Source organism: Pseudomonas syringae group sp. 243L2 (assembly GCF_032587875.1).
In the GTDB taxonomy this organism is placed as follows: domain Bacteria; phylum Pseudomonadota; class Gammaproteobacteria; order Pseudomonadales; family Pseudomonadaceae; genus Aquipseudomonas; species Aquipseudomonas amygdali.
Genome location: NZ_JAWHPL010000031.1, coordinates 142,700 through 166,770, shown reverse-complemented (window position 1 = coordinate 166,770; position 24,071 = coordinate 142,700). Strand labels below are relative to the sequence as shown.

Genomic DNA, 24,071 nt, shown 5'->3' with positions numbered 1-24,071 from the left:
AGTCCCTCTGTTGAATAGCAGCGGGCATCACCTTATATACCCGGCATCGAGTTACATATTTACCTGAGGAGAACGTTTCGACCATGATGCGCATTTTGCTGTTTTTGGCCACTAACCTTGCGGTCGTGCTGATTGCCAGCATCACCCTGAGCCTTTTTGGCTTCAATGGGTTCATGGCGGCCAACGGGGTTGATCTGAACCTCAATCAGCTGCTGGTTTTCTGCGCTGTGTTCGGTTTCGCGGGCTCGTTGTTCTCGCTGTTCATCTCCAAGTGGATGGCGAAAATGAGTACCGGTACTCAGATCATCAGTCAGCCTCGTACCCGCCATGAGCAATGGTTGCTGCAGACCGTTGAACAACTGTCCCGCGATGCGGGTATCAAGATGCCGGAAGTCGGTATTTTCCCGGCGTATGAAGCCAACGCTTTCGCCACGGGCTGGAACAAGAACGACGCACTGGTTGCGGTAAGCCAGGGCCTGCTCGAGCGGTTCTCGCCGGATGAGGTAAAAGCTGTACTGGCGCACGAAATCGGCCACGTTGCCAACGGCGACATGGTCACACTGGCGCTGGTGCAGGGTGTGGTGAACACGTTCGTGATGTTCTTTGCCCGCATCATCGGTAACTTCGTCGACAAGGTGATCTTCAAGAGCGAGAACGGTCAGGGTATTGCCTACTACATCACGACGATTTTCGCCGAGCTGGTATTGGGCTTTCTGGCCAGCGCCATCGTCATGTGGTTCTCGCGCAAACGCGAATTCCGCGCTGACGACGCAGGGGCTCGACTGGCCGGTACGGACGCGATGATCGGTGCGCTGCAACGCCTGCGTTCCGAGCAGGGCGTACCGGTGAACATGCCTGACAGCCTGACGGCGTTCGGCATCAACGCCGGCCTGAAGAAAGGCCTGGCAGGGCTGTTCATGAGCCACCCGCCGCTGGAGCAACGTATCGAGGCGCTGCGCCGCCGCGGGTGATTCAGGGTTTCGAGATGACTATCGTGCCGGCGCTCTGCGTCGGCACGCCGTTATGGACGCTCTGCGTCCGGTCCTGAGTGCATGGCACGGCAGGAAAGGCGGCACGGTCGTAAAAGGCTGCGCAATGACCAATATCGTGTTGTCCCAGGTCCCGATTGACCTGCGCCTGATGAAAGCCAATCTACCCTGCCTTCCAACGCTGCAGCCAAAACTCCGCCTGCATGAAACCTCCTGAAAATTAGATCAAAAAGCGCCAGAACTTATATTAGATTTAGATCATGAGAATGACCGACTATGGGGCATTCCCATATTCTGGAGCTGTAAATGTTCCCAAGCCTGTTTATTTCCCATGGCTCTCCCATGCTCGCGCTGGAGCCCGGCGAGAGTGGCCCCGCCCTGATGCGATTGGCCGCCAGCCTGCCCAGGCCTCGCGCCATCGTAGTGGTGTCTGCACACTGGGAAAGCCACGAACTGATCGTCAACGGCAATCCACAACCCGAGACCTGGCATGATTTCGGCGGCTTTGCGGCTGAACTGTTTGCGGTGCAGTACCCGGCGCCAGGTCTGCCTGAGCTGAGCCGCACGATAGTCGAGTTGCTGGCCGCCAGCGGTCTGCCCGCACGCATCGACAGCAGACGACCGTTCGACCATGGTGTCTGGGTGCCTTTGTCGTTGATGTACCCGAACGCCGATATTCCGGTGGTGCAGGTCTCCCTGCCCAGCCGCCAGGGCCCCGAGCTACAGACACGGGTGGGCCGCGCGCTGGCCAGCCTGCGCGCACAGGGTGTATTGATTATCGGCTCCGGTAGTATCACGCATAACCTGCGCGATCTGGACTGGAACGCCGGCCCTGGAAGCACAGAGCCATGGGCTGCGACGTTTCGTGACTGGATGATCGACAAGCTGCAAAACGACGATGAAGCCGCACTGCACCACTACCGCAGTCTTGCTCCTCATGCGGTGCGAGCGCACCCGAGTGACGAGCATTTGCTGCCGCTGTATTTCGCACGGGGCGCAGGCGGAGCATTCAGTGTTGCCCATCAAGGCTTCACCATGGGTGCGCTCGGAATGGACATCTATCGGTTCGGCTGATACCGAAAACGCCTTCCCGCCTGAATCCTGAATCCTAAATTCAGCACAAAAAAATCCCCGAACCAGTCGGGGATTTTTTATTGACCTATCAGCTCAGAAGCCGATCAATCTTCGCGATAGCGACGCAGCTTGAGCTGCTTGCCAGCAACACGGGTGTCCTTGAGCTTGGTCAGCAGACGCTCAAGACCATCTTCCGGCAGCTCGACCAGGCTGAAGCTGTCACGCACCTGGATGCGGCCGATAGCTTCGCGGGCCAGGCCGCCTTCGTTGAGGATGGCACCCAGCAGGTTCTTGGCAGCGATACCATCACGCGCACCCAGCGCGGTACGGCAACGAGCACGGCCTTCGGCAAGCGGGACCGGCGCACGACGCTCACGCTCAGGACGATCACCGCGATCGCTGCTGCCGCTACGCTCTGGACGATCACCGCGAGGGGCGTTGTTCGGAACCAGCGGGCGCTCGCGCTCGATAGCTGCCAGGGTCAGAGCCTGACCGTTGGTAGCCTTGCGCAACAGCGCAGCAGCAAGGGCACGAGGGCTGCAACCGATGTCGGCAGTCAGACGATCCAGCAGATCGCCATGAGTCGATTCGGCATCGGCAACCAGTGGCGACAGGCTGTTGGTCAGTTTCTTGATGCGGGCATCCAGAACGGCCTGGGCATCCGGCAGGCGGACTTCAGCAACCTTCTGACCGGTTACACGCTCGATCACCTGCAGCATACGGCGCTCGCGAGGAGTTACCAGCAGCAGTGCACGACCTTCGCGACCGGCACGACCGGTACGGCCGATACGGTGAACGTAGGACTCTGGATCGTAAGGCATGTCCACGTTGAATACGTGGGTGATACGCGGAACGTCAAGACCACGGGCAGCAACGTCGGTCGCTACAACGATGTCCAGACGGCCATCCTTGAGGGAATCGATAACGCGCTCGCGCTGGTTCTGAGCGATGTCACCGTTCAGTGCAGCAGCCTTGTAGCCTTTGGCTTCAAGGGCGCTTGCCAGGTCCAGGGTCGCCTGCTTGGTGCGGACGAACATGATCAGGGCGTCGAAGTCTTCGACTTCCAGCAGGCTCAGTACAGCGGAGGTCTTCTGGTCAGCGTGAACCAGCAGGTGAGCCTGCTCGATCGCGGTTACGGTCTGGGTCTTGGTCTGGATCTTGACGTGCTTCGGATCGCGCAGATGGCGCTCGGCGATGGCACGGATCGACTGTGGCAGCGTTGCCGAGAACAGTACGGTCTGGCGGGTTTCAGGCATGGCCTTGAAGATGACTTCGAGGTCGTCCATGAAGCCCAGCTTGAGCATTTCGTCCGCTTCATCGAGAACCAGATGGTTCACGGTTGCCAGGACTTTCTCGTCACGACGCAGGTGGTCGCAGAGACGGCCCGGGGTGGCGACAACGATTTGTGCGCCGTTGCGGATGGCCTTGAGCTGCGGGCCCATTGGCGCGCCGCCGTAGACCGCTACAACGGTCACGCCCGGCATTTGTTTGGCGTAGGTCTCGAACGCGGTGGCAACCTGAAGTGCCAGTTCGCGGGTCGGGGCCAGGATCAGTGCTTGCGGCTCGCGCTTGCTCGGGTCGATGCGATGCAGGATAGGCAGTGCGAACGCGGCGGTTTTACCCGTACCGGTTTGCGCCTGACCAATCATGTCGTGACCGGCGAGAATAATCGGGATCGATTGCTGCTGAATGGCCGAAGGCTCTTCGTAGCCAGTGGCGACGACTGCTGCAACGATATTTGGATGAAGTTCGAGAGCGGCGAAGCCGCCGATTTCCTGGGTCATGGGTCTGCCTCTAGTGCATCCGCAAAGACCCATGCTTCAAAGCTGCGCGTGCCGTGTACGACCTTGAGGTCACCCTGGCTGCTTTGTCGGCGGGGATTTGCGAAAACGTTTGATGAATGGATCGTCCAGGCTAGTCCGTTGTGCGAACAAGCAACCGAAGCTGGCTTCGGGGTACTGCAATACCTTGACGAGGGCCCTGTTAAGGCCGGCGCGCACTATACCGGAAATATGCACCTTAGTGAGTCTTTTTTTGCGAAACATTGCGCCATCCTTGAGCAACCCAAGCCCCTTGGTCCGGGCAGAGGGCTGGCCGACAAGGGCGCGGGCCCGAGATTGCGGGCGTTGCCGCTTAAACGTTTAATCTGCTCTTGCGGATGGCCGGTATCCCGACCTGCGGGGTGTGGCGAATTGTCTCACCCCTGATTTCAGACCAGCCAGCACATGCCTCGCCCGCTCAAGTCGCGGAACGGACCGCCCTGATCAACGACTCCAGCGAGTACCCCAGATGCGGCGCAAGTGCCTCGGCACGCGAACTCAATGCCTCGATATCCAGCGTCTGATCGAGGTCGGCAGGCACAATCAGAATGACGTTGCCCTCCTTTACCGGCAGCTCCCAGTAATGACGGTGGTACAAACCCCGCAGCAAGGCCGCGCCCAGCGGTTTACCGTCGTCGGTGGCCCACTGGTTGATGATCAGCCAGCCACCGGGATTGAGGCGTTGCTGGCAGCCCTGCAAAAAATTCCAGGCCAAATGCCCGACGCCCGGCCCGACATCGGTGTACAGGTCGACAAAGATCAGGTCGGCAGGCTCTGCGCTGTCCAGCAACTCCAGCGCATCGCCGATGCGGATATACAGACGCGGGTCGTCATCGAGCCCCATGAACTCCATGGCCAGGCGCGGCACATCAGGGCGCAGCTCGATGACTTCCACGTCTTCAAGCGGCAGGAACTTCATGCAGGCCTGGGTCAGGGTACCCGCACCCAGCCCTAGAAACAGCGCGCTGTCCGGCGCATCGTGACACAGTGCGCCGATCAGCATCGCGCGGGTGTAGTCGTATTCCAGCCAGCTCGGGTCAGCCGTAAACGTGCAGCTCTGCTCGATGGCCTCGCCAAACTCCAGAAAGCGATAATCCTCTACTTCCAGCACGCGGATCATGCCGAAGTCGTCGTGGACCTCGGCCAGAATTCGTTCTACGCGCTCACGCTCTTCCGTCATTACCGTTCCTGGTCATCGCTGCGCCGAGCGCAAAACGCGAATTGTCGGGCAAGCGCGCGGCTTTGTCACACATTGCCGGGCGTGATGCCGTCCCGGTGGTCTGCCCTACGCTGGCAGAGCAACAGCGAACTGCTAACATGCGGACCCGATTGCACAACCCTAGAGCCAATAATGAGCCAACCCTGGAGCCCCGACAGCTGGCGGGCACTGCCGATTCAGCAGCAACCTCACTACCCTGATGCCGCGCATCTGTTGAAGGTCGAACAGACCCTGGCCAGCTATCCGCCGCTGGTGTTTGCCGGCGAAGCACGAGAGTTGCGCCGCCAGTTTGCCGAAGTAACCCAGGGTCGCGCATTCCTGCTGCAGGGCGGCGACTGCGCGGAAAGCTTCATGGAGTTTTCCGCTGCCAAGATTCGCGACACGTTCAAGGTGCTGCTGCAGATGGCCATCGTCATGACCTTCGCCGCCGGCTGCCCGGTGGTGAAGGTCGGACGCATGGCCGGACAATTTGCCAAGCCTCGCTCGGCAAACGACGAAATCGTCGATGGCGTAACGCTCCCGGCGTATCGCGGTGACATCGTCAACGGTATCGGTTTCGACGAGAAAAGCCGTGTGCCGGACCCGGAGCGCCTGCTGCAGGCCTATAACCAGTCCACCGCCACCCTGAACCTGCTGCGCGCCTTCGCACAGGGCGGGTTTGCCGACCTGCATCAGGTACACAAGTGGAATCTGGACTTCATCGCCAACTCGGCGCTGGCCGAAAAATACAGCCAGCTGGCCGGACGCATCGATGAAACGCTCGCTTTCATGCGCGCCTGCGGCATGGACAGCTCGCCGCAACTGCGTGAAACCAGCTTTTTCACCGCCCACGAGGCGTTGCTGCTCAATTACGAAGAAGCCTTCGTGCGGCGCGACAGCCTGACCAATGATTACTACGATTGCTCGGCACACATGCTGTGGATCGGCGACCGTACCCGGCAACTGGATGGCGCGCATGTCGAATTCCTGCGTGGGGTGAACAACCCGATCGGCGTCAAGGTCGGCCCGAGCATGAACACTGACGACCTGATTCGCCTGATCGACATCCTTAACCCGGACAACGATCCGGGCCGTCTCAACCTGATCGCGCGGATGGGTGCCAACAAGGTCGGCGATCACCTGCCACAGCTGATTCGTGCGGTTGAGCGCGAAGGCCGCAAAGTGCTGTGGAGCTCCGATCCGATGCATGGCAACACCATCAAGGCCAGCAGCGGCTACAAAACCCGCGACTTTGCGCAGATCCTCGGCGAAGTGAAGCAGTTCTTTCAGGTGCATCAGGCTGAAGGCACTTATGCCGGAGGCATCCATATCGAAATGACCGGGCAAAACGTCACCGAATGCATCGGCGGCGCCCGCCCCATCACCGAAGATGGCCTTTCGGATCGCTACCACACCCACTGCGACCCGCGCATGAACGCCGATCAGTCACTGGAGCTGGCGTTCCTGATTGCCGAAACCCTGAAGCAGGTCAGGCGCTAAGCAGAGCAAACCGCCCGCTCAGCGCTTGAGCGGGTCATCCCAAAACGGACGCTCGGCTTCCTGCTGAATGTCGGCCCTGCTCAGCCCCAGGTCCTTAAGCGTGTCATCACTCATCTGCGCCAGATAGCGGCGCTGACGATGCAGCTCCAGCCAGCGCTGCAAGTGATGCTTCAACCACACCAATGCCTTGCCAGGCTGAGCATGCCCGGCAGCCCTTGCGATCAATACACACTCTTTTTGACCATTCATCATCTTGCCCTCCGTGTGAGATGACTAAAGTCTCGCGCCTGACCCAAGATCAATCCAACGAATGTTTCTTATGCAATACATCTTTGAAATTGATGTATTGATCGACCCAAATGTGCTGCCGCTCACACCGGCAGTCGATAATTATTTAAGTGCCCACTTGCCCCGACAGACAGATAACCAATATATAAAAACCCAAGCCAGACATGCAGCAACCTTACAGCAAGCCAAACGCTTTCGTTATTACAGAATAGACTAGCGTTTCAATTGACAGGCCCCGTGAACGTTCTAGAATTCTGAAAACAGCTTCTTGGGTAACTACTATAAAAACCATTATACCAATGCCCATTATAAAAACGGCTGACACCCGTCCATTGAAGATAATAGCTAACCACTGAGGGTGCTAAGAGACGCCCCCTAAACGAGAAGACGTGCATCGGTAATATGTGGCGTTCTGGAGAAACACATGGGCATGGAAGCCAATCGCATTTTATTCAACGCCGAACCGTTTGGATTCGGTCCCTCTGCGGCAATTGCCGCCATTGCACCTTACTTTATAGGCAGCGGCTGCCATGCCTACGCGGGTGAAGGGCACTCACTGGATCTGCAAAAGCACCTTCCCTATCGAAAAATCCATGACATGACCGGAAGCAGCCCGAGAGACTGGGATAAATTAATCTCTGATGTCGATATCGTTGTAACAGCCATGGATCTCGACATAGCAATTCGATCACTGTCCTTAGGTAAACGCGTTGTTTTTTATGATGCCTTGACCTGGTGCTGGCAAGCAGAAACACGCTGGCCCCGCATCGAAGAACTTATTCACCGCCCTCGCTTGCTTTATATTGCCCAGAACTTTATAGGCGTAGTTGAACGCCTGGCGGGCATAAAATCAAAAAATCACTTTGTCGTCCCGCCCATTACATCCCGAGCCAGGTACGCACCTCGAAATAGCCAGTCCAACGTTGTCCTGCTTAATCTGGGCGGACTTAAGAACCCTTATACCGATGAGGCGATGCTTATCGACTTTGCCCGCGCGATTACGCTCGCCTTGCGTGCAGCACTCGATCAGGGGGTGAAGCTTCACATCGCCACCAGCCAAACAATCGCAGAAGCACTGGCATCAGACGATGCCAGCACTTACCCCCTTACGGAGGTCGCCCGGATGATGCATGACTGCCAATTTGCAGTTTGTACACCTGGCTTGGGCAACATCTACGAATCGGCTGTTATGCAAACACCGGTCATATGGCTGCCGCCGGTCAACAATACGCAAGGCCTTCAGCTGGCTCATCTGCGCAACGCCGGTATGGTTGACGCGGAGCTAGGCTGGGAAACGCTGGGCGTCAACATTGATTACACAACATCCACACAAACCTGTCTGGCTAGCATCGACGAGGCAATTTCAACACTGGGAGACATTGAGCGAAGTGCCGTTCTCAATGAAAAAATGGCAGTTGCAGTTGCCCGCATGCGCCAGTGCACAGGCGGCAAGACTTCTCGGCTGATCGAACGCTTCGGCAGCGGAGGTGACGCAGTGGCCGCTCAAAAAATCAGGGAATGGATAAACGTACCCGAAAACGGAGATCGCTTATGAAAATTGCCCAGGTTGCCCCTTTGTTCGAGGCGGTCCCGCCTCAACGCTACGGAGGTACGGAGCGAGTGGTGTCCTACCTCACTGAGGCACTTGTTGAACTAGGCCACCAAGTGACGTTGTTCGCCAGCGGCGACTCATTGACGTCTGCAGAGCTTGATGCAGTCTGGCCCGCCGCTCTGAGGCTCGATTACGGAAGCTTCGACGTCATCAGCCCGCACCTGGTCATGATGGAACGCGTGAGGCGTCGTGCGCAGGAGTTCGACATTATTCACTTCCACCTGGACTTCTACCCCTTCTCCCTGTTCAGCCGCCAGCCCACACCGTTTGTTACCACCTTGCATGGTCGAGTCGATCTGCCCGCACTCAAACCGGTGTTCAACACCTTTGCAGACATGCCGCTTATTTCGATTTCCAACGCTCAACGCAATGATCTGCCAGCCGCCAACTGGGTGGGCACGGTGTATCACGGCTTGCCGCTACAACTCCATACACCCCGGCAAGTGGAAAGGACATACCTTGCTTTTCTGGGACGAATCACGCCTGTGAAGCAAGTCGATGCGGCCATTCGCATCGCCCAACAATGCGATATCCCCATCAAGATTGCTGCCAAGATAGACGCCGTTGACAGCGCTTACTTTGAACGAGACATACGTCCGCTATTGGATTCTCCGCTGGTCGAATACATAGGTGAGATCAATGAGCAGGAAAAAACCACTTTCCTGTCAGGTGCCTTGGCACTTTTGTTTCCTATTGATTGGCCAGAGCCTTTCGGTCTGGTCATGATCGAGGCAATGGCGTGCGGTACTCCAGTGATCGCATTTCCCTCCGGCTCAGTCCCGGAAGTCATAGAAGACGGAGTCACAGGCTTCGTTGTCCGCAACGAAGCAGAAGCGGTAGCCGCCGTCCATAAGGTGGGCCAGCTATCTGCCATGCGAATACGCGAGCAGTTTCAAAAGCGTTTTTCAGCGCGTCAAATGGCCGAAAACTATGTCCATGCCTATCAGTCACTCATTGACCGGTCCTCATCCTGTTAAAAGTCGTCATCGCAAAAAATAGAGCTGACGCATAAGATCAGCTTGAAGAATGTTTCTTATGCAGTCCATCTGGGAGATTGATGGTTTGGCCAGCTATCCAGGCATCGATACAGAGCTGCTTCGTACCTTTGTGGCAATTGCCGACCACGGCGGTTTCACCCGCGCAGGTGAAGCCGTGAACCGCACTCAATCGGCGGTCAGCATGCAAATGAAGCGTCTGGAGGAGGATGTCGTACAGCGTCAACTGTTCCAGCGTGAAGGCCGGACCCTGAACCTGACGGCAGAGGGGCAAGTGTTACTTGGCTATGCGCGGCGCATCCTCAAGCTGCACAGTGAGGTGTTCAATACGCTGCGCGAGCCACACATGATCGGGGTGGTAAAAATCGGCTCGCCCGATGACTACGTGATGCGCTTTCTGCCCGGCATTCTTTCGCAGTTCGCGCAGGCCTACCCGCTGGTTCAGGTAGAGGTGCATTGCGAACCGTCCGACCTGCTGCTACAACGCAATGACCTGGACCTGACCATCGTTACGCGCAAGCCCGGCACCGAGATCGGTACGCTGTTGCGTCATGAGCGTCTGGTCTGGATGGAAGCCAGCGGTTTTGCTCCGCATGAGCAAAACCCCATTCCGCTGGCGATGTTCAATACGCACTGCTTCTGTCGCGACTGGGCATGCAACGCACTGGACAGCGTGGAGCGTGATTACCGCATCGCCTACAGCAGCTCCAGCATGGCAGCAATCACAGCAGTGGTCAGCGCGGGCCTGGCAGTCACTGCACAGTTTCAAAGCCTGATCACTGCAGATTTGCGCATCATCGGCGCGGCCGAACAATTGCCCGAGCTGCCAACGGCCAGCATCGTACTGCTGCGCAATCCGAAAAACCCCTCGCCCATCACCGAATGCATGGCCGACTACATCATCGACGGCTTCAAACCTTGAGCGCGAGAATGACTGCGCAGAGCACCAGAAACACGCAGAACATCAGGCGCAGCGTTCGCTCCGGCAGCGAATGCGCCAGTTTGACACCCCAACTGATGCTCGCCAGACCACCAATGGCCAATGGAATGCCCATCGACCAGTTGACGTGATCGTGCAGCGCGTAGGTAACCAGCGTGATCCCGGTGCTAGGGGCTGCGAGGGACAGCGCCAACCCTTGCGCCACAACCTGTGTCGTGCCAAACACGCTGGTAAGAATTGGCGTGGCCACCACTCCCCCGCCAACGCCAAACAGACCTCCGGTCATACCGGACCCGACGCCCAGCAGCCATAGCCATTTTTCGTGGCGCAACCCGCTACCGGCCTGATGGCCGCGCCAATACATCTGCGCCACGTTGAACACGGTCAGAACCACTAGAAAGCCGACAAAGCCCAGGCGCATGCTTTGCGGATCCACGCGCACCGCCAGCAGCGACGTCAGCCAGGCAAAAATAAAACTGGGAACAATCAACGTCAACGCATTACGCAGCAAAATCCGGTTGCGCTGGTTATAGCGCCACAAGGCGAGTAACACGTTAGGCAGCACCATCAACAACGCTGTCCCTTGCGCCAGCTGCTGATCCAGACCGAACAGCACACCCAGCGCGGGAATTGCCACAAGACCACCACCGATTCCGAACAGCCCCCCCAGGGTGCCCATCGCTGCACCCAGTAACACAAACATCACAATTTCAATCACACTACGTCCCCGCCCAGTCAATGGCCAAATGCTACGCAGTCCTGCGCGCAACCAACACCCGGTGTTACCTGTTTTTTTTGCGCGCGGCGCGAACTGTCAGCGCTTTGAGCCTGCACACTCGAAATTATCTGGCACATTAAAGAATGCAACACTAAGTTAAACTCATTCGACTGAGTTTGAGGACCTGATATGAGTGCCGAAGAAAACCCTGCCCACGCTGCACCTGCCGATTGCGATTCGCTGCTGCTGGATAACCAATTGTGCTTCGCCCTGTATTCCACCTCATTGATGATGACCAAGGTTTACAAACCGCTGCTGCAGGCGCTTGGGCTGACCTATCCGCAGTATCTGGCAATGATGGTGCTGTGGGAAAAAGACGGCCTTACCGTAGGTGATGTCAGCACGCGCCTGCTCACCGATCCGGGTTCTCTGACACCTTTGCTCAAGCGTCTTGAGGGCGAGGGCTTTATCAGCCGCACCCGCAGCAAGGAGGACGAACGCGTGGTATTGCTGCACCTGACTGAACAAGGTCGTGCACTGCAACACCAGGCACTGAGCATACCCGGCTGTATTCTGTCGGCGAGCGGCCTGAACATGGAAAGGCTTCGTGACCTGCAGACACAGTTGCTGGACTTGCGTGACCATCTGCACCAGAGCCTTTAAGACAAAGGGTCACGCCCACCCGGACTGACCTGTTGCTCGTCTCGCCAAAGCCCCGCACATCAAGGGGCTGGCAAGATTTACAGCTGCCCGCCCTGGTAGCTTTCCTCCTCCGGAAAAAACCTCTTTCGACTTTTCGCAAAATTTAGCTTGCGCGCTAACTATCCTTGGACTACCTTTGCCCTGCACTTATTTAGCGCGCAAGTATTTTGCGCAATGAAACCTACCGAACGAGGAAAAATCATGGACACTCTTTACACCGCAGTTGCAACCGCCACAGGCGGCCGTGATGGTCGTGCCGTATCCAACGACAAGATTCTCGACGTCAAACTCGCCACTCCGAAAGAGCTTGGCGGTGCTGGCGGCGCAGCCACCAACCCGGAGCAACTGTTCGCTGCCGGTTATTCGGCCTGCTTCATCGGTGCCCTGAAATTTGTCGCCGGTCAGAGCAAACGCAGCATCCCGGCAGACGCCTCGATCACCGCCCACGTAGGGATTGGCCAGATTCCTGGTGGTTTCGGTCTGGACATCGACCTGCATGTCAGCCTGCCCGGCCTTGAACAAGCCGACGCTCAGCAACTGGTCGATGCCGCTCACGTGGTCTGCCCTTATTCCAACGCCACACGCGGCAACGTCGATGTGCGCCTGCATGTAACCGTCTAACCCACCGGCCATAGATACGAACATGAGCAAGGGAACGAACATGAAGACCTTCAGCAAAGTCATGACGGGTACGCTTCTCGCACTGTCCATCGGCAGCGCGTTTGCCGCAGGCGATCCCGCCATCGAGCACAACACTCAGGCTTTTCTCGATGCCTTGAATTCGGGCACTGGCAAGCCCATTGAGCAGTTGTCGCCGAAAGATGCCAGGGCCGTGCTGGTAGGAGCACAGGCAGGGGTCAAACTGACGCTGCCCAAAGCCGATGTCAGCGAAAAGACCATCAACGTCGATGGCCAGCCGATCAGCCTGAATATCGTGCGCCCTGCTGGCGTAAAAGGGACCTTGCCGGTTTTCATGTTCTTCCACGGCGGCGGCTGGGTACTGGGTGATTTCCAGACCCACGAGCGACTGGTCCGCGACCTGGTCGTCGGCTCGGGCGCGGTAGCGGTGTTCGTCAATTACACGCCTTCACCCGAAGCGCATTATCCGACGGCGATCAACCAGGCTTACGCAGCAACCAGATGGGTAGCTGAGCACGGCAAGGAAATCAACGTCGACGGTAAGCGCCTGGCTGTGGCGGGTAACAGCGTGGGCGGCAACATGGCAGCGGTCGTTGCACTGATGGCCAAAGAAAAAGGCACTCCGGCGCTCAGGTATCAGGTGCTTCTGTGGCCGGTGACTGACGCCAACTTTGATAACGATTCATACAACCAATACGCCGAAGGCCACTTCCTGACCCGTAACATGATGAAGTGGTTCTGGGACAACTACACCACCGATGCCGCGCAACGCAACGAGATCTACGCCTCGCCGCTGCGCGCCACCACCGAGCAACTGAAAGGTCTGCCACCGGCGCTGATTCAGACCGCCAGTGCCGACGTGCTGCGTGATGAAGGCGAAGCCTATGCGCGCAAGCTGGACCAGGCGGGCGTGCCGGTCACGGCGGTACGTTACAACGGCATGATCCATGACTACGGTCTGCTCAACGTGGTCAGCCAGGTCCCGGCTGTTCGCTCAGCCATCCTGCAGGCGTCTCAGGAGTTGAAAGAACACCTGAAATAGCGCCCGAAATAACGGCAGGGGCTCAAACTTCAGCCGTAAAAAAACCCGCAGCAATGCGGGTTTTTTGCGTAACGGGGTTACAAAACCATGCTTACTTCGCACGACCTTTGTAGGAACCGCCTTCACGGGTATCGATCTCGATCATGTCGCCGATTTCGATGAAGTCAGCAACGCTCAGCTCGGTACCGTTTTTCAGTTTGGCAGGCTTCATGACCTTGCCCGACGTGTCGCCACGAGCGGAGCCTTCGGTGTAGTCGACCTGACGCACGATAGTGGTCGGCAGTTCTACGGAAACCAGACGGTCTTCGAAGAATACGGCTTCACAAACGTCGGTCATGCCTTCTTCGACGAAAGGCAGAACGCTTTCGATGTCTTCGGCGTTCAGCTCGTACATGGTGTAGTCAGTGGTGTCCATGAACGTGTAGGTGTCACCGCTGATGAAAGACAGAGTGGCTTCCTTGCGATCGAGGATCACATCGTCCAGCTTGTCGTCGGCGCTGTAAACGATCTCGGTCTTGTAACCGGTCAGCAGGTTTTTCAGCTTGGTCTTCATGATTGCGCTGTTACGACCGGATTTGGTGAATTCAGCTTTCTGAACCAGCCAAGGATCTTTTTCGAGACGGATCACGGTACCGGGTTTCAGCTCTTTACCAGTTTTCATTGCATATATCCGAATTTGGATGGAATTAACCAAAGGCTCTGTACGAGAAACAGCCTGCGCAGGCCTTTTTCGTACAGAGTCTTGTATCAAGGCCGCGTATCATAGCGAATTTCCATAAAACTGCACCAGCGCCGTGGCAAGATCAGTCTGTGCGGCTGGTTGCAGGCACCAGTGCCCGGCGTGCTTTTCAATTTCAGCCCAGTGTTCGGTGAGTGCCAGCCAGCTTTCGCCCAGGTCGCTGCCGATATTCCAGTTCTGCCAGAACTGATTCACAGCATGCGCTGCCTCAGGCGCAAGATCCGCCAGGTAGAGCGCTAAAAACGCATCAAGCTTGGGCAGGTGCGCGTCGTCTTCCTGCTGATAGATGTGCCAGAGCATCGGCCGCCCCGCCCATTGCGCACGGACGAATGAATCTTCGCCACGCACGACGTTGAAATCGCAGCTCCACAGCAGTTGGTCGTAGCGCTCCTGGCGGATGAACGGTAACACCTGAACCGTCAGCCCTCCCCTTACCTGCATGAAACCTGCGTGTAACTCATCGTCGACGCCCAGCCAGCGCCGCAGATCGGCGAGAATGCGTCCCTCCGGCACCAGCAGGTGATTCGGCCGAGTGTCGCTGGCCAGCGCGTCAAGCCAGCTGCCCAGCCCGGGATTTTCATAGGCAAATACCGAGATCAAGCGGGCATCAGGCAACGGCTCGACACCCAACCCCTGCAAGAAACCTTGCCTCGCGGCCTTGTCTTGCTGAAATCGATGGCGCTGTTCGATCAGGTTTCTTTCGCGCAGCAGGCCACCCGTGGCGTCGGAAAAACCGGGAAAGAAAAAGAACTTCTTCAAACCGTTCAACTGTGGCGAAGGCAAACCGTGGCAACCCGAGACCCAGTCTTCGGCGCTGAGGTACTCAAGGTTCAACCACAGCGGCCTTGGCGAACGCTGCAGCATCGATTCGGTATAGGGCGTCGGCAGGCGGCAGGCAAAGGCCTCGATGACCACGTCAGGAATATCGCTGTTTACCCATTCAGCGGGCCATTGGCACACCCTCACGCCCTCTTGCCATTGCTGCAGAGCCTGAGGATCAGCGTCGGGACACAAGCGAACGAAAGCCGACAGGTCGTCGATCCATAAACGCACATGCAGACCCTGCTCGGCAACCAGCTGGCGTGCCAGACGCCAGGTCACGCCGGCATCACCGTAGTTGTCGACTACGCTGCAAAAAATGTCCCACGAGACTTTCATCGTGGCTCCCTGAGGCTGGATGGCAAAAACGTTGATTGTCGTTCAGAACGCCCCGTTGCCACCAGCCTGATGCCACTGGACAGCACAGTTTTCATGCCCGGCCATCAGGCATGGCACAATCGCATCTGTTGCCCTGCAAGGAGTTCAGCCATGTCATCCACTACCCGCCGTCGCGACCTGTACGTGTCGTTGAAATTGATTGTCTGCATTGCGCTGGGTATCTGGCTGGGCGCAATGGCGGTGTTTCTGACCGCCCTGCTGTATTACAAAAGCCTGCCCCCGGCGCAAACCCAGGCGTTGGAAAACGCCGCCGCCCAGCTCACCGCCCCGCCTGCGCAAAAAACTGCCGCGCCGTCCGGCCCGGAGACTGAAATGTTCCGCAAATACGAGCAAAGCCTGCGTGAAAGCGAGGCCCGTCAGGCCCGTGAACAGGCTCAGGAACAACAACAGCGCACCTTCAACCGTTCCAAGTGTGATTTCTGGATACAACAGGACCGCACTGCGCCGAGCGAAAAAAGTCGCGCCAGCATCAATCAGTACTGCGGATAAACCATGAACAAGCAGGACGTGCTGCAATTGATCATCGACAAGCTGGAAATCGATCTGGACATCGCGCAACGGGCGGCACAGACCGCCTACGAAACGGCAACCCACGAAGAGAACATTGCCGAGAACAAATACGACACGCTGGGACTGGAAGCATCGTATCTGGCAGCAGGCCAGGCACGACGTGTCGAGGAGATTCGCCAGTCGCTGGCGGCGTATCGGAAATGGTCGCTCAAGCCATTCGATGAATCACGCGGCATTCAGACCGGTGATCTGATCGCTGTCGAAGCCTTGGGCGGTCAGACGCAATACCTGTTTCTCGGCCCTGATGCTGCTGGCCTGAAGGTCAGCGCAGGTGAACAACTGGTCACGGTCATCACTGCCAAGGCACCGCTGGGGCAGAGCTTGCTGGGAAAATTCGAAGACGATGCCGTACAGATTGTCATCAACGGCAGCGGACAATCCTATGAGATCACACAAACGATGTGACACACCCGGCATCTGCAGGGTTGATTGCACCAAGTTTTTGTGGGTAAGGTGAAGCGTCGCAATCACCACCGCAACCGGGGCAACATCAAAGCAAACAAGGACTAAAACCCAAGGAGATTTTTCATGACGAACGTCATCGCTTTCCCTGACGCCCATGAACGTGATCGCCTGAAGTCCAGTCAAGATCCGGCGTTGAGATACTTGAACAAGAAAGAGCGACAGTTGATCGACCAACTGCGTTCCACCAGCCATGCGGGACGCCAGTACGTCTATGACTATGCCAGCATCATGCATTTGTCCAGGCCGTTGTATCCCGAACCTGTGGATTGACCCTGATTGCAGAACCTGGCCAAAGGCTGCGCCGGTATATCGGCGCAGCTTTCTGGGTTATGTCTGCCGGGTTCAGCGTGTCAGCGAAAAGATCAGTGCAGAGATCGCCACCACACCGGCGGCCACCACAAAGTAGTTCGACCATGCACCTGCATATTTGCGCATGGCTGGCACCTTGTAGATAGCGTACATCGGCATCAGGAACAGCAGAGCTGAAATCACCGGCCCGCCCAGGGTCTCGATCATGCCCAGAATGCTCGGGTTCAGCGTTGCGACCAGCCAGCACACCACCAGCATGAAGACTGCTGTCAGACGATCCAGAGCCTTTGGTGCAGGACGACGCCCGGTTTTCAGAACCAGCCCTTTCAGGCCCTCGCTTGCACCGATGTAGTGGCCGAGAAACGACTTGGAAATAGCCACGAACGCAATCAGCGGTGCCACGAAGGCGATGGTCGGGTTGTTGAAGTGGTTGGCCAGGTAGGAGAGGATCGAAATGTTCTGTGCTTTGGCCTCAGCCAATTGGGCTGGCGACAGCGTCAATACGCAGCTGAACACGAAAAACAGCACCATCACCACCATCAAACCGTGGGCACGGGCCAGTATCTGCGAACTGCGTACCTCGGCGTTTTCTCCATACTGACGTTTTTGATCAACGGCAAACGCCGAGATGATCGGCGTGTGGTTGAAAGAAAACACCATTACCGGAATGGCCAGCCACAAAGTAGGCAGGAACGCCGAAGGCTCGGGAAAGGTGGTCGCGGTACTCAGGATGCCACCAGTCCAGTGCGGAATCAGGAATACCGCCAGAAACAGCAGTGCGACGATGAACGGGTAAACCATCAGGCTCATGGCCTTGACGATGATCCGCTCGCCACAACGCACCACGGCCAGCAGGCCCATGATCAGCACGAACGCCAGCGCTGCGCGTGGCGGCGGCGCTATGTGCAACTGATGCTCAAGAAAACTGCCCACGGTATTGGTGAGGGCCACGCTGTAGATCAACAGGATCGGAAAGATCGCAAAAAAATACAGCAAGGTGATCATCGCGCCGGCGCTTTTGCCGAAATGCTGCTCGACCACTTCAGTGATATCGGCCCCTTCACGCCCGGACAATACGAAACGGGTCAGCCCGCGGTGAGCATAGAACGTCATGGGAAACGCCAGCAGCGCCAGCGCCATCAGTGGCCAAAAACCACCGATGCCTGCATTGATGGGCAGGAACAGCGTACCTGCGCCAATGGCAGTACCGAACAGTCCGAGCATCCAGGTGGTGTCATTACGGTTCCAAGAGGCGATGCTCTCGGGAGCTACATCCAGGCGTTCTACGACGCCGTTAGCCTGATCATTCATCCGGTCGACTCTCCGTGGCCGGTTTATCAAAAAGGGCAGCGCGTCGAAAAAGCCGGCAGTTCAGCGCTCCCCTCGAAAACAGCGGGCGAGATTCTCCGGGATTAACGCCAGAAGTCAAAGGCTTGTAGGACAACAATTTCCGGACTGTAGGCAGGTAAACCCGTGCACGCCTTCTGCATAAAGGGCTGGCGAATGATCGACCTCTTGTCGACGACGTCGTGGTTTTACAGGACAGCGCGCTCAGTGAGCACCCGTGCCTGCATTCTGCGCGGGAACAGTTTGCGTTTTTCAGCCAGCCTCACTCATTAGCTGGATAAGCAGACAGGCGTTCTTTCACTTGATTCCGGTACAAGTTCTCATCACGATTGAAAGCCTGCTGCATCGATTCATCTATCCATGTATAAATGCTGTTACACATTGGCCCATCTCTGGAGACTCAGCGCATGCGTTACGCGCTCGATCATAAGGCCCAAACCCATCAACGTATCGTCAAGGAAGCGTCCATGCGCTTTCGTCGCGACGGCATTGGTGCTACGGGCTTACAACCTTTGATGAAGGCACTAGGCTTGACCCATGGCGGTTTCTACGCGCATTTCAAATCCAAGGATGATCTTGTTGAACAGGCACTGAGTCACGCCCTCGACAATGTAAAAGGAATCACCAGCGACGTTTTCGCCAGACAGGACTCGCTCAGTGAATTCATTGATCTCTACCTCTCTTTGGACAGTCGCGATCCACCAGACGGCGGCTGTCCGCTGCCGACCATGTGCCTGGAACTGGGTCAGCGCGACCAGCCCAGCGCGACGACGGATAAAATCATTCTTCACTTGCTGGAACTGTTCGATCAGTCTCTGTCGCAGACGGGTACTGAATCCAAGAGCCTGCCAGTACTGTCTACCCTGGTAGGCGGCGTGGTACTCGCCCGCAGTGCTTTTAACGAAGAATTGTCGCAGCGCATTCTGGACACGACCCGGGACTATCTCAAACAGGAGATAAAGAAGAGCGCCAACTGACTTATCGAAAGCAGAACGTTATCAAGATCCGTTCTCGATAAAGCGTGCATAAACAGACAGGCCGATCATCGATCGGCCTGTCTGTTTAGTGGATAGAGCAAGAGTTAATCAATTGCCAGCTTCTCGCGATTCCTCTCCAGAATAGCCTTGCCAATGCCCTTTACTTCGATCAATTCATCGACGGAGGTAAACTCGCCATTGGCGTCCCGGTAAGCAACGATGGCATCGGCCTTGTTTTTTCCTATACCCGCCAGTTCTTTCTGAAGCATTTGCGCATCAGCGGTATTGAGATTGACCTTATCGTTACGTTGCTCGTGAACGGCAGCAGGCGCTGCGTTTTCCATGGTGGCGGGCGACACGGCGGAGGAAGACGGTGCCGCAGTGGCGTTGACCGCAACCGAGGCACTGGTAAGCAAGGCAAAGATCAAAGCACTGAAGATACGGGTTCGCATAGATAAGGCTCCATAACAGTTAAAGGCAGCATTTCACATGCTGTGCCTGAAACTTAGAGCACTGCTGCCGCCTGGAAAAGAAGTCGAGCGTTGCTGTCTATGTCCAGATCAATCAACGTATGTCTGCCGTTGCCGGGCACTCGGTAATCGTTGATCAAATCACGGTTCGCCGCTGCGCTCTTGATACATCCAGTCAACGATTTCACCTTCCGGCGCATACCCGTTTACGGTTTCTCGCAGTAATTGACGCACGCTGTTGTAATCGTCGCGGTCCACCGCATCCAGCAGTTTTACAAGACGGCCCTTCAAGACATCCCACTGCAGGAAATCTTCATTCGCACTCATGATCATCGGGTGCTCGGTGGCAACGACGTTGTCCCCGATCAACAGCTCTTCATAGAGCTTTTCACCAGGACGCAGCCCGGTGAATTCGATGGAGATATCTCCCTGCGGGTTTTTCTCGGAGCGAATGGACAGACCGGACAGGTGGATCATTTTCTCGGCCAGTTCGACAATCTTGACCGGCTCGCCCATGTCCAGAACGAACACATCCCCACCATGCCCCATGGAACCCGCCTGAATGACCAGCTGCGCGGCCTCGGGGATGGTCATGAAGTAACGGGTGATCTTGGGATGCGTCACCGTCAACGGTCCGCCTGACTGGATCTGCTTGTGAAACAGCGGAATAACCGAACCGGACGACCCGAGCACATTGCCGAAACGAACCATTGTGAAGCGCGTCTTGTTGACCTGATAAACGTTGGCCTTGTCACCGAATATCACCGGCGCGGTCTCGCGACTCAGCGCCTGCAGTATCAGTTCGGCAAGGCGCTTGGTGCTGCCCATCACGTTGGTCGGGCGCACTGCCTTGTCGGTGGAAATCAGAACGAAGTTGGAAACACCCGCCTGCAACGCCGCCTGTGCGGTATTGAGCGTACCGACGACGTTATTGATGACTCCCTCGGCAATATTGTGCTCGACCATAGGGACATGCTTGTAGGCTGCAGCGTGATAGACCGTGTCGACCTTCCAGGTTTTCATGATCGACAGCAGCTTGGGGTGATTGCGTACCGACCCGAGTATGGGCAGCAACTTGACCGAGAGAGACTCGCGAGCCGCTCGCTGCTCAAGCTCGGTAAGAATGCTGTAGAGGTTGAACTCGCTGTGGTCGAGCAACAGCAACTGGGTGGGCTGCAACAGTAATATCTGTCGGCACAACTCTGAGCCGATCGAGCCGCCTGCGCCGGTTACCAGCACCGTTTTGCCCTTTATGCAGTGCTCAAGCAGGTTGTCCCGGGCCGGAACTGCATCGCGTCCCAGAAGGTCCGCGATATCGACTTCCTGAAGATCGTCTACCTTGACCCTGCCGGCGGCAAGGTCCATGAAGCCGGGAACGCTTCGTACGTGGAGCGGAAAGCCTTCCAGAAAGCCCAGAATTTCCCGGCGACGCCCGCGCGATGAAGACGGGATCGCCAACAGGATTTCCTGAGCACCAGTGGAATCTATCATTCGCTGGATATTTCGGGGCTTGTAGACCTGAAGGCCGGAAATCACCCGATTGGAAATCGACTCGTCATCGTCAATGAACGCCACCGGATGCATAAGGCGTCCCATGCGCAAGGCAGCAACCAATTGGTTTCCTGCCGCGCCAGCGCCGTAAATGGCGACCTTCTGCAGACCGTTGTCACTCTTGGCAAAGGGTACGTGTTGCGCTGCGGCGAACCAGTCGCCGAGAAAATACTGCCGCATGGCCAGGCGCAGGCCGCCGATCATCACCATGCTCAGCCACCAGTAGTTGAAGATGACCGAGCGCGGCACCAATTGCTGGTGATTGCTGTAAACGTAGACCATGCAACCGAGGATCAGAGAGGACATCGTGACGGCCTTGATGATCGCAATCAGGGCGTCGTTACCGAAATAGCGCATCACCGCGCGGTACATGCCAAAACGAATGAACAATGGGATAGCAGCCAGCGGCGCACTGATGAAAAGCCAGGTATGTTTTTCCAGAGGATTGATCAACTCATCAATTCCCAAGCGCACGACAAACGACATCCACAGCGCGAGCCAGACAAGAAGAACGTCAGCAGCGACCTGAATTATTCGCTTTTTGCGGCGTGGTAGAGCCAGCAAACTGGCCCGCAACCTGCTCATCAATTGTTTAATGCTCCGTTATGATACCGGCTGAACCATCACCTCATACCAGTATCTGTGAAACAGCTACGAGCCTGAGACAACCAGAAAACCGCTTCGTTACCTGATTTCCGCCTCACCGGCGCGGAACCTTAGCGCCAGAAAAACAAGAGGGATGTACGCAATTACCGTCCATATCAGCCCTTCGCCATCGCCCAGTGCCACCCACATCGCAATAGGTAACAACCAGACCAGATTGATCAGCCCCACAGCCAGCGTGACCGGCGAATGCCTGCCGTAATGACGTGACGCGAACTGATAAGCATGGCTGCGATGGGCCTCATAGAGCTTTTCCTTGCGCAACAGACGCCGGACAAGCGTTACCGTGGCGTCGACAATAAACACACCCAGCAGAATCAGCCAGGACCAGAGTAACTGAGGCGAGGCCCAGGAACCCTGAATGGATAGCACACCGAGCACTATTCCGAGAAATCCGCTGCCTGCATCGCCCATGAATATCTTCGCCGGCGGAAAATTCCAATAAAGGAAACCGGCAACGGCGGCGGCCAGCAAAAGCACCTCCAACGACAGCCCGACATAGTCACCGAGCGCATAAATGATGCTCATGCCCAGGCACACCGTAACTGCCTCGATACCGGCGATCCCGTCAATACCGTCCATGAAGTTATAAAGATTCAACATCCATACCAGGTAGAACGCCGCGAGTACCTGGCCGACTGCGCCAGGGGTGAATGTCCACCCCATGATGTCAACCGGAGCGAGCCCGTCCAGCCAGAACAACGCCCAGGCAGCGGCAAAAAAATGCCCCAGCAGGCGCCATCGTGCGGCGATGTGCCCATGATCGTCCATGAAACCGATCACGGCGACCAGCCCTCCCGAGCCGACGATTGCAGCAAAAGCCGATGCAGATAGATCCCCCGCCCAAGCCAGAACTGCCATCGCCATGACAAAGGTAACGACGATAGAAACGCCACCGCCCCTGGGTGTAGGCGTGGAATGTGAGCTGCGGGCATTTGGAACGTCGATCAAACTTCTGGCGAGGGCATACTTGCGCAGCAACGCCGTCAGAAGCAGAGACACAAAGGCAATAGCAATGACTGACAGCCACTCAATCATGTTTGTCGTGTTCCAGATAATATCGAGCAGTATCCTGCATGGCGTGTTCAATACTCACAGGTGGATGCCAGTCCAGCATCGTACAGGTTTTACTGATATCGACCTGCAGCGAGCTGCATAACCGTTGTGAAAAGGCTTTCTTGCCAAGCAATGCAGCAGCGCTTTTCAACAGCCCTGCAGGCACCGGCAGCAAGCGGGCCGGTTTTCCGAGGGCCTTGCCCATTTCACGCAGAAGTCGGGTAGTGGACAGGTCGTCCCCGTCACTGACCAGAAATGTCTGGTCACCTGCAGCAGGATGATCGACGCAGACCATGACCAGATCAGCCAGATTATCCACCGCCACCAGGCTTCGACGATTATTAATGGACCCGAGCGGAAGCGGCAGCCCTTTGTCGAGCCAGCGCATCATGCTCTTGAAGTTGGCCTTGACTCCCGGGCCGTAGACCAGAACCGGACGAATAATCACAACCTGCATACCGGATCGGGCAGAAAGCTCGCGTAGCCCCTCCTCGGCCTTCTGCTTGGAAACGCCATAAGCGTCCAGTGGATTACAGGGATCGTCGGCTCTGAACGGCGCACCGGGATGGGTGAACTCGCCGTTGGCCTTGATGGAGCTGAGGAAGATAAAGCGCCTGACCCCCGCTGCTGCAGCTTGCTCGGCAAGATTCAGCGTCGCAGTGACATTGGCGCGAAAGTATTCCTGATCCGGCTCGTCAGCAGTCTCATTGAGTACATGGACCCGGGCAGCACAATGAATAACTACATGCGCCCCGTTCACAAGATCAGCCCATTGGTTATCCGGGGCCAGAGACTCTGCGCTGACAACATTGATGCGTTCTGAAGAGCAGCTATAGGCCCCCCGCACCGCGACCCGAACAGAATGACCGGTGTGCTCGATCAATCGGCGCACCACAGCACTGCCCACGAAACCTGTCGCACCTGTTATTGCAACCAATGCAACATCACCGCTCATGCAAGAACGCCCTTCCAAATTAGCCAAATATTCCGTATATGACGCTTTTTGACAACTGAAATATCTTCAATTCATTTTATAACTTTCCAGCTGGCGTAAGAACCCTTTTCGGCAACGTACCTGAATCAACTGTATAAATCCCTGCATCAGTGCCCTCCGGTCTTCAGTGTGGACCAGAGGTGATTTACACTAAACCGGGTCAGGTGCACACCTCGAAAATTCAATTACACCCCA

Annotated in this window: 24 protein-coding genes; 13 read left to right on the top strand and 11 right to left on the bottom strand. The window is 56.7% G+C overall.

The genetic code is table 11. The annotated features are described in order from the left end of the window. Positions 1-83 precede the first annotated feature (83 nt). Positions 84-971, top strand: a complete 888-nt coding sequence (gene htpX / locus RYB66_RS20765) for a protease HtpX (RefSeq protein WP_002554536.1) — start codon at positions 84-86, stop codon at positions 969-971. Between the two features lie 324 nt (positions 972-1,295). Further along, positions 1,296-2,063: a class III extradiol ring-cleavage dioxygenase gene (locus tag RYB66_RS20760; protein WP_316895334.1), complete on the top strand. Its 768-nt coding sequence runs from the start codon at positions 1,296-1,298 to the stop codon at positions 2,061-2,063. 104 nt (positions 2,064-2,167) lie between these two features. Here the strand turns inward: RYB66_RS20760 and RYB66_RS20755 are convergent, their stop codons facing one another. Beyond that, positions 2,168-3,880, bottom strand: a complete 1,713-nt coding sequence (locus RYB66_RS20755) for a DEAD/DEAH box helicase (RefSeq protein ID WP_011169210.1) — start codon at positions 3,878-3,880, stop codon at positions 2,168-2,170. 421 nt (positions 3,881-4,301) lie between these two features. Beyond that, the gene (locus tag RYB66_RS20750) at positions 4,302-5,063 is read right to left on the bottom strand and encodes a spermidine synthase (RefSeq protein ID WP_002554539.1); all 762 of its coding nucleotides are present in this window, start codon (positions 5,061-5,063) and stop codon (positions 4,302-4,304) included. Positions 5,064-5,234: 171 nt separating this feature from the next. Between RYB66_RS20750 and RYB66_RS20745 the strand changes: the two genes are divergently transcribed. After that, positions 5,235-6,581: a class II 3-deoxy-7-phosphoheptulonate synthase gene (locus tag RYB66_RS20745; RefSeq protein WP_010194185.1), complete on the top strand. Its 1,347-nt coding sequence runs from the start codon at positions 5,235-5,237 to the stop codon at positions 6,579-6,581. A gap of 18 nt (positions 6,582-6,599) precedes the next feature. On the opposite strand, the gene RYB66_RS20740 is transcribed toward RYB66_RS20745, so the two are convergent. Then, positions 6,600-6,833: a DUF1127 domain-containing protein gene (locus RYB66_RS20740; protein ID WP_005744682.1), complete on the bottom strand. Its 234-nt coding sequence runs from the start codon at positions 6,831-6,833 to the stop codon at positions 6,600-6,602. Positions 6,834-7,293: 460 nt separating this feature from the next. Between RYB66_RS20740 and RYB66_RS20735 the strand changes: the two genes are divergently transcribed. The 3 genes from RYB66_RS20735 to RYB66_RS20725 all read left to right on the top strand — a co-directional run bounded on the left by RYB66_RS20735 (position 7,294) and on the right by RYB66_RS20725 (position 10,398). After that, positions 7,294-8,424, top strand: coding sequence for a hypothetical protein (locus RYB66_RS20735; RefSeq protein WP_016981417.1), 1,131 nt, complete (start codon positions 7,294-7,296; stop codon positions 8,422-8,424). Next, on the top strand, positions 8,421-9,458 hold the full coding sequence (locus tag RYB66_RS20730; protein WP_005744686.1) for a glycosyltransferase family 4 protein: 1,038 nt from the start codon (positions 8,421-8,423) through the stop codon (positions 9,456-9,458). The genes RYB66_RS20735 and RYB66_RS20730 overlap by 4 nt, the downstream gene beginning before the upstream one ends. Before the next feature lie 85 nt (positions 9,459-9,543). Then, positions 9,544-10,398, top strand: coding sequence for a LysR substrate-binding domain-containing protein (locus RYB66_RS20725; protein WP_029240944.1), 855 nt, complete (start codon positions 9,544-9,546; stop codon positions 10,396-10,398). Here RYB66_RS20725 and RYB66_RS20720 read toward each other — a convergent pair. Then, complete coding sequence (locus RYB66_RS20720; RefSeq protein ID WP_039847302.1) at positions 10,388-11,134, bottom strand: sulfite exporter TauE/SafE family protein; 747 nt, start codon at positions 11,132-11,134, stop codon at positions 10,388-10,390. The genes RYB66_RS20725 and RYB66_RS20720 overlap by 11 nt on opposite strands. Positions 11,135-11,323: 189 nt before the next feature. On the opposite strand from RYB66_RS20720, the gene RYB66_RS20715 reads away from it, so the two are divergent. From RYB66_RS20715 to RYB66_RS20705, 3 genes are all read left to right on the top strand, one after another. Next, entirely contained in the window at positions 11,324-11,797 is a 474-nt protein-coding gene (locus RYB66_RS20715) for a MarR family winged helix-turn-helix transcriptional regulator (protein WP_002554546.1), read from the top strand. A gap of 240 nt (positions 11,798-12,037) precedes the next feature. Continuing rightward, positions 12,038-12,457 carry an organic hydroperoxide resistance protein gene (locus tag RYB66_RS20710; RefSeq protein ID WP_004657344.1) on the top strand — a complete coding sequence of 140 codons (420 nt, stop codon included), beginning with the start codon at positions 12,038-12,040 and terminating at the stop codon, positions 12,455-12,457. Between the two features lie 40 nt (positions 12,458-12,497). Beyond that, positions 12,498-13,517, top strand: coding sequence for an alpha/beta hydrolase (locus RYB66_RS20705; RefSeq protein ID WP_005781734.1), 1,020 nt, complete (start codon positions 12,498-12,500; stop codon positions 13,515-13,517). Positions 13,518-13,608: 91 nt separating this feature from the next. Here the strand turns inward: RYB66_RS20705 and RYB66_RS20700 are convergent, their stop codons facing one another. Both RYB66_RS20700 and earP read right to left on the bottom strand, forming a co-directional pair. Further along, on the bottom strand, positions 13,609-14,178 hold the full coding sequence (locus RYB66_RS20700) for an elongation factor P (protein WP_005744690.1): 570 nt from the start codon (positions 14,176-14,178) through the stop codon (positions 13,609-13,611). Positions 14,179-14,277: 99 nt separating this feature from the next. After that, positions 14,278-15,414 (bottom strand): elongation factor P maturation arginine rhamnosyltransferase EarP, encoded by a 1,137-nt coding sequence (earP, locus tag RYB66_RS20695; protein WP_316895332.1) that lies wholly within the window; start codon positions 15,412-15,414, stop codon positions 14,278-14,280. A gap of 150 nt (positions 15,415-15,564) precedes the next feature. On the opposite strand from earP, the gene RYB66_RS20690 reads away from it, so the two are divergent. The 3 genes from RYB66_RS20690 (at position 15,565) to RYB66_RS20680 (ending at position 16,779) form a co-directional block, all read left to right on the top strand. Next, positions 15,565-15,963 carry a hypothetical protein gene (locus tag RYB66_RS20690; protein WP_004667822.1) on the top strand — a complete coding sequence of 133 codons (399 nt, stop codon included), beginning with the start codon at positions 15,565-15,567 and terminating at the stop codon, positions 15,961-15,963. Between the two features lie 3 nt (positions 15,964-15,966). Next, on the top strand, positions 15,967-16,449 hold the full coding sequence (locus tag RYB66_RS20685; RefSeq protein WP_316883797.1) for a transcription elongation factor GreAB: 483 nt from the start codon (positions 15,967-15,969) through the stop codon (positions 16,447-16,449). A 123-nt stretch (positions 16,450-16,572) separates the two neighbouring features. Then, a complete protein-coding gene (locus RYB66_RS20680; protein WP_002554553.1) occupies positions 16,573-16,779 on the top strand; it encodes a hypothetical protein in 207 nt (68 codons plus the stop codon). A gap of 72 nt (positions 16,780-16,851) precedes the next feature. Here RYB66_RS20680 and RYB66_RS20675 read toward each other — a convergent pair whose 3' ends face one another. Then, positions 16,852-18,129, bottom strand: coding sequence for an aromatic amino acid transport family protein (locus tag RYB66_RS20675; RefSeq protein WP_005782569.1), 1,278 nt, complete (start codon positions 18,127-18,129; stop codon positions 16,852-16,854). Positions 18,130-18,572: 443 nt separating this feature from the next. Between RYB66_RS20675 and RYB66_RS20670 the strand changes: the two genes are divergently transcribed. Continuing rightward, positions 18,573-19,142 carry a TetR/AcrR family transcriptional regulator gene (locus RYB66_RS20670; RefSeq protein ID WP_004657326.1) on the top strand — a complete coding sequence of 190 codons (570 nt, stop codon included), beginning with the start codon at positions 18,573-18,575 and terminating at the stop codon, positions 19,140-19,142. A gap of 104 nt (positions 19,143-19,246) precedes the next feature. Here RYB66_RS20670 and RYB66_RS20665 read toward each other — a convergent pair whose 3' ends face one another. The 4 genes from RYB66_RS20665 to RYB66_RS20650 form a co-directional block, all read right to left on the bottom strand. Then, on the bottom strand, positions 19,247-19,594 hold the full coding sequence (locus RYB66_RS20665) for a ComEA family DNA-binding protein (RefSeq protein WP_002554556.1): 348 nt from the start codon (positions 19,592-19,594) through the stop codon (positions 19,247-19,249). A 159-nt stretch (positions 19,595-19,753) separates the two neighbouring features. Next, complete coding sequence (locus RYB66_RS20660; RefSeq protein WP_004665954.1) at positions 19,754-21,748, bottom strand: polysaccharide biosynthesis protein; 1,995 nt, start codon at positions 21,746-21,748, stop codon at positions 19,754-19,756. Positions 21,749-21,847: 99 nt separating this feature from the next. Next, positions 21,848-22,864 carry an MraY family glycosyltransferase gene (locus tag RYB66_RS20655; protein ID WP_005744694.1) on the bottom strand — a complete coding sequence of 339 codons (1,017 nt, stop codon included), beginning with the start codon at positions 22,862-22,864 and terminating at the stop codon, positions 21,848-21,850. Continuing rightward, entirely contained in the window at positions 22,857-23,837 is a 981-nt protein-coding gene (locus RYB66_RS20650) for a UDP-glucose 4-epimerase family protein (protein ID WP_016981424.1), read from the bottom strand. The genes RYB66_RS20655 and RYB66_RS20650 overlap by 8 nt, the downstream gene beginning before the upstream one ends. Positions 23,838-24,071: the final 234 nt, after the last annotated feature.

Bases quoted from the DNA above. Each gene is read 5' to 3' on its own strand.
- RYB66_RS20655 (WP_005744694.1), bottom strand. From the start codon at position 22,864: ATGATTGAGTGGCTGTCAGTCATTGCTATTGCCTTTGTGTCTCTGCTT.
- RYB66_RS20710 (WP_004657344.1), top strand. From the start codon at position 12,038: ATGGACACTCTTTACACCGCAGTTGCAACCGCCACAGGCGGCCGTGAT.
- RYB66_RS20730 (WP_005744686.1), top strand. From the start codon at position 8,421: ATGAAAATTGCCCAGGTTGCCCCTTTGTTCGAGGCGGTCCCGCCTCAA.
- RYB66_RS20715 (WP_002554546.1), top strand. From the start codon at position 11,324: ATGAGTGCCGAAGAAAACCCTGCCCACGCTGCACCTGCCGATTGCGAT.
- RYB66_RS20680 (WP_002554553.1), top strand. From the start codon at position 16,573: ATGACGAACGTCATCGCTTTCCCTGACGCCCATGAACGTGATCGCCTG.
- RYB66_RS20690 (WP_004667822.1), top strand. From the start codon at position 15,565: ATGTCATCCACTACCCGCCGTCGCGACCTGTACGTGTCGTTGAAATTG.
- RYB66_RS20660 (WP_004665954.1), bottom strand. From the start codon at position 21,748: ATGAGCAGGTTGCGGGCCAGTTTGCTGGCTCTACCACGCCGCAAAAAG.
- htpX (WP_002554536.1), top strand. From the start codon at position 84: ATGATGCGCATTTTGCTGTTTTTGGCCACTAACCTTGCGGTCGTGCTG.
- RYB66_RS20665 (WP_002554556.1), bottom strand. From the start codon at position 19,594: ATGCGAACCCGTATCTTCAGTGCTTTGATCTTTGCCTTGCTTACCAGT.
- RYB66_RS20675 (WP_005782569.1), bottom strand. From the start codon at position 18,129: ATGAATGATCAGGCTAACGGCGTCGTAGAACGCCTGGATGTAGCTCCC.
- earP (WP_316895332.1), bottom strand. From the start codon at position 15,414: ATGAAAGTCTCGTGGGACATTTTTTGCAGCGTAGTCGACAACTACGGT.
- RYB66_RS20700 (WP_005744690.1), bottom strand. From the start codon at position 14,178: ATGAAAACTGGTAAAGAGCTGAAACCCGGTACCGTGATCCGTCTCGAA.
- RYB66_RS20650 (WP_016981424.1), bottom strand. From the start codon at position 23,837: ATGAGCGGTGATGTTGCATTGGTTGCAATAACAGGTGCGACAGGTTTC.
- RYB66_RS20705 (WP_005781734.1), top strand. From the start codon at position 12,498: ATGAAGACCTTCAGCAAAGTCATGACGGGTACGCTTCTCGCACTGTCC.
- RYB66_RS20670 (WP_004657326.1), top strand. From the start codon at position 18,573: ATGCGTTACGCGCTCGATCATAAGGCCCAAACCCATCAACGTATCGTC.
- RYB66_RS20740 (WP_005744682.1), bottom strand. From the start codon at position 6,833: ATGATGAATGGTCAAAAAGAGTGTGTATTGATCGCAAGGGCTGCCGGG.
- RYB66_RS20750 (WP_002554539.1), bottom strand. From the start codon at position 5,063: ATGACGGAAGAGCGTGAGCGCGTAGAACGAATTCTGGCCGAGGTCCAC.
- RYB66_RS20735 (WP_016981417.1), top strand. From the start codon at position 7,294: ATGGGCATGGAAGCCAATCGCATTTTATTCAACGCCGAACCGTTTGGA.
- RYB66_RS20685 (WP_316883797.1), top strand. From the start codon at position 15,967: ATGAACAAGCAGGACGTGCTGCAATTGATCATCGACAAGCTGGAAATC.
- RYB66_RS20760 (WP_316895334.1), top strand. From the start codon at position 1,296: ATGTTCCCAAGCCTGTTTATTTCCCATGGCTCTCCCATGCTCGCGCTG.
- RYB66_RS20755 (WP_011169210.1), bottom strand. From the start codon at position 3,880: ATGGGTCTTTGCGGATGCACTAGAGGCAGACCCATGACCCAGGAAATC.
- RYB66_RS20745 (WP_010194185.1), top strand. From the start codon at position 5,235: ATGAGCCAACCCTGGAGCCCCGACAGCTGGCGGGCACTGCCGATTCAG.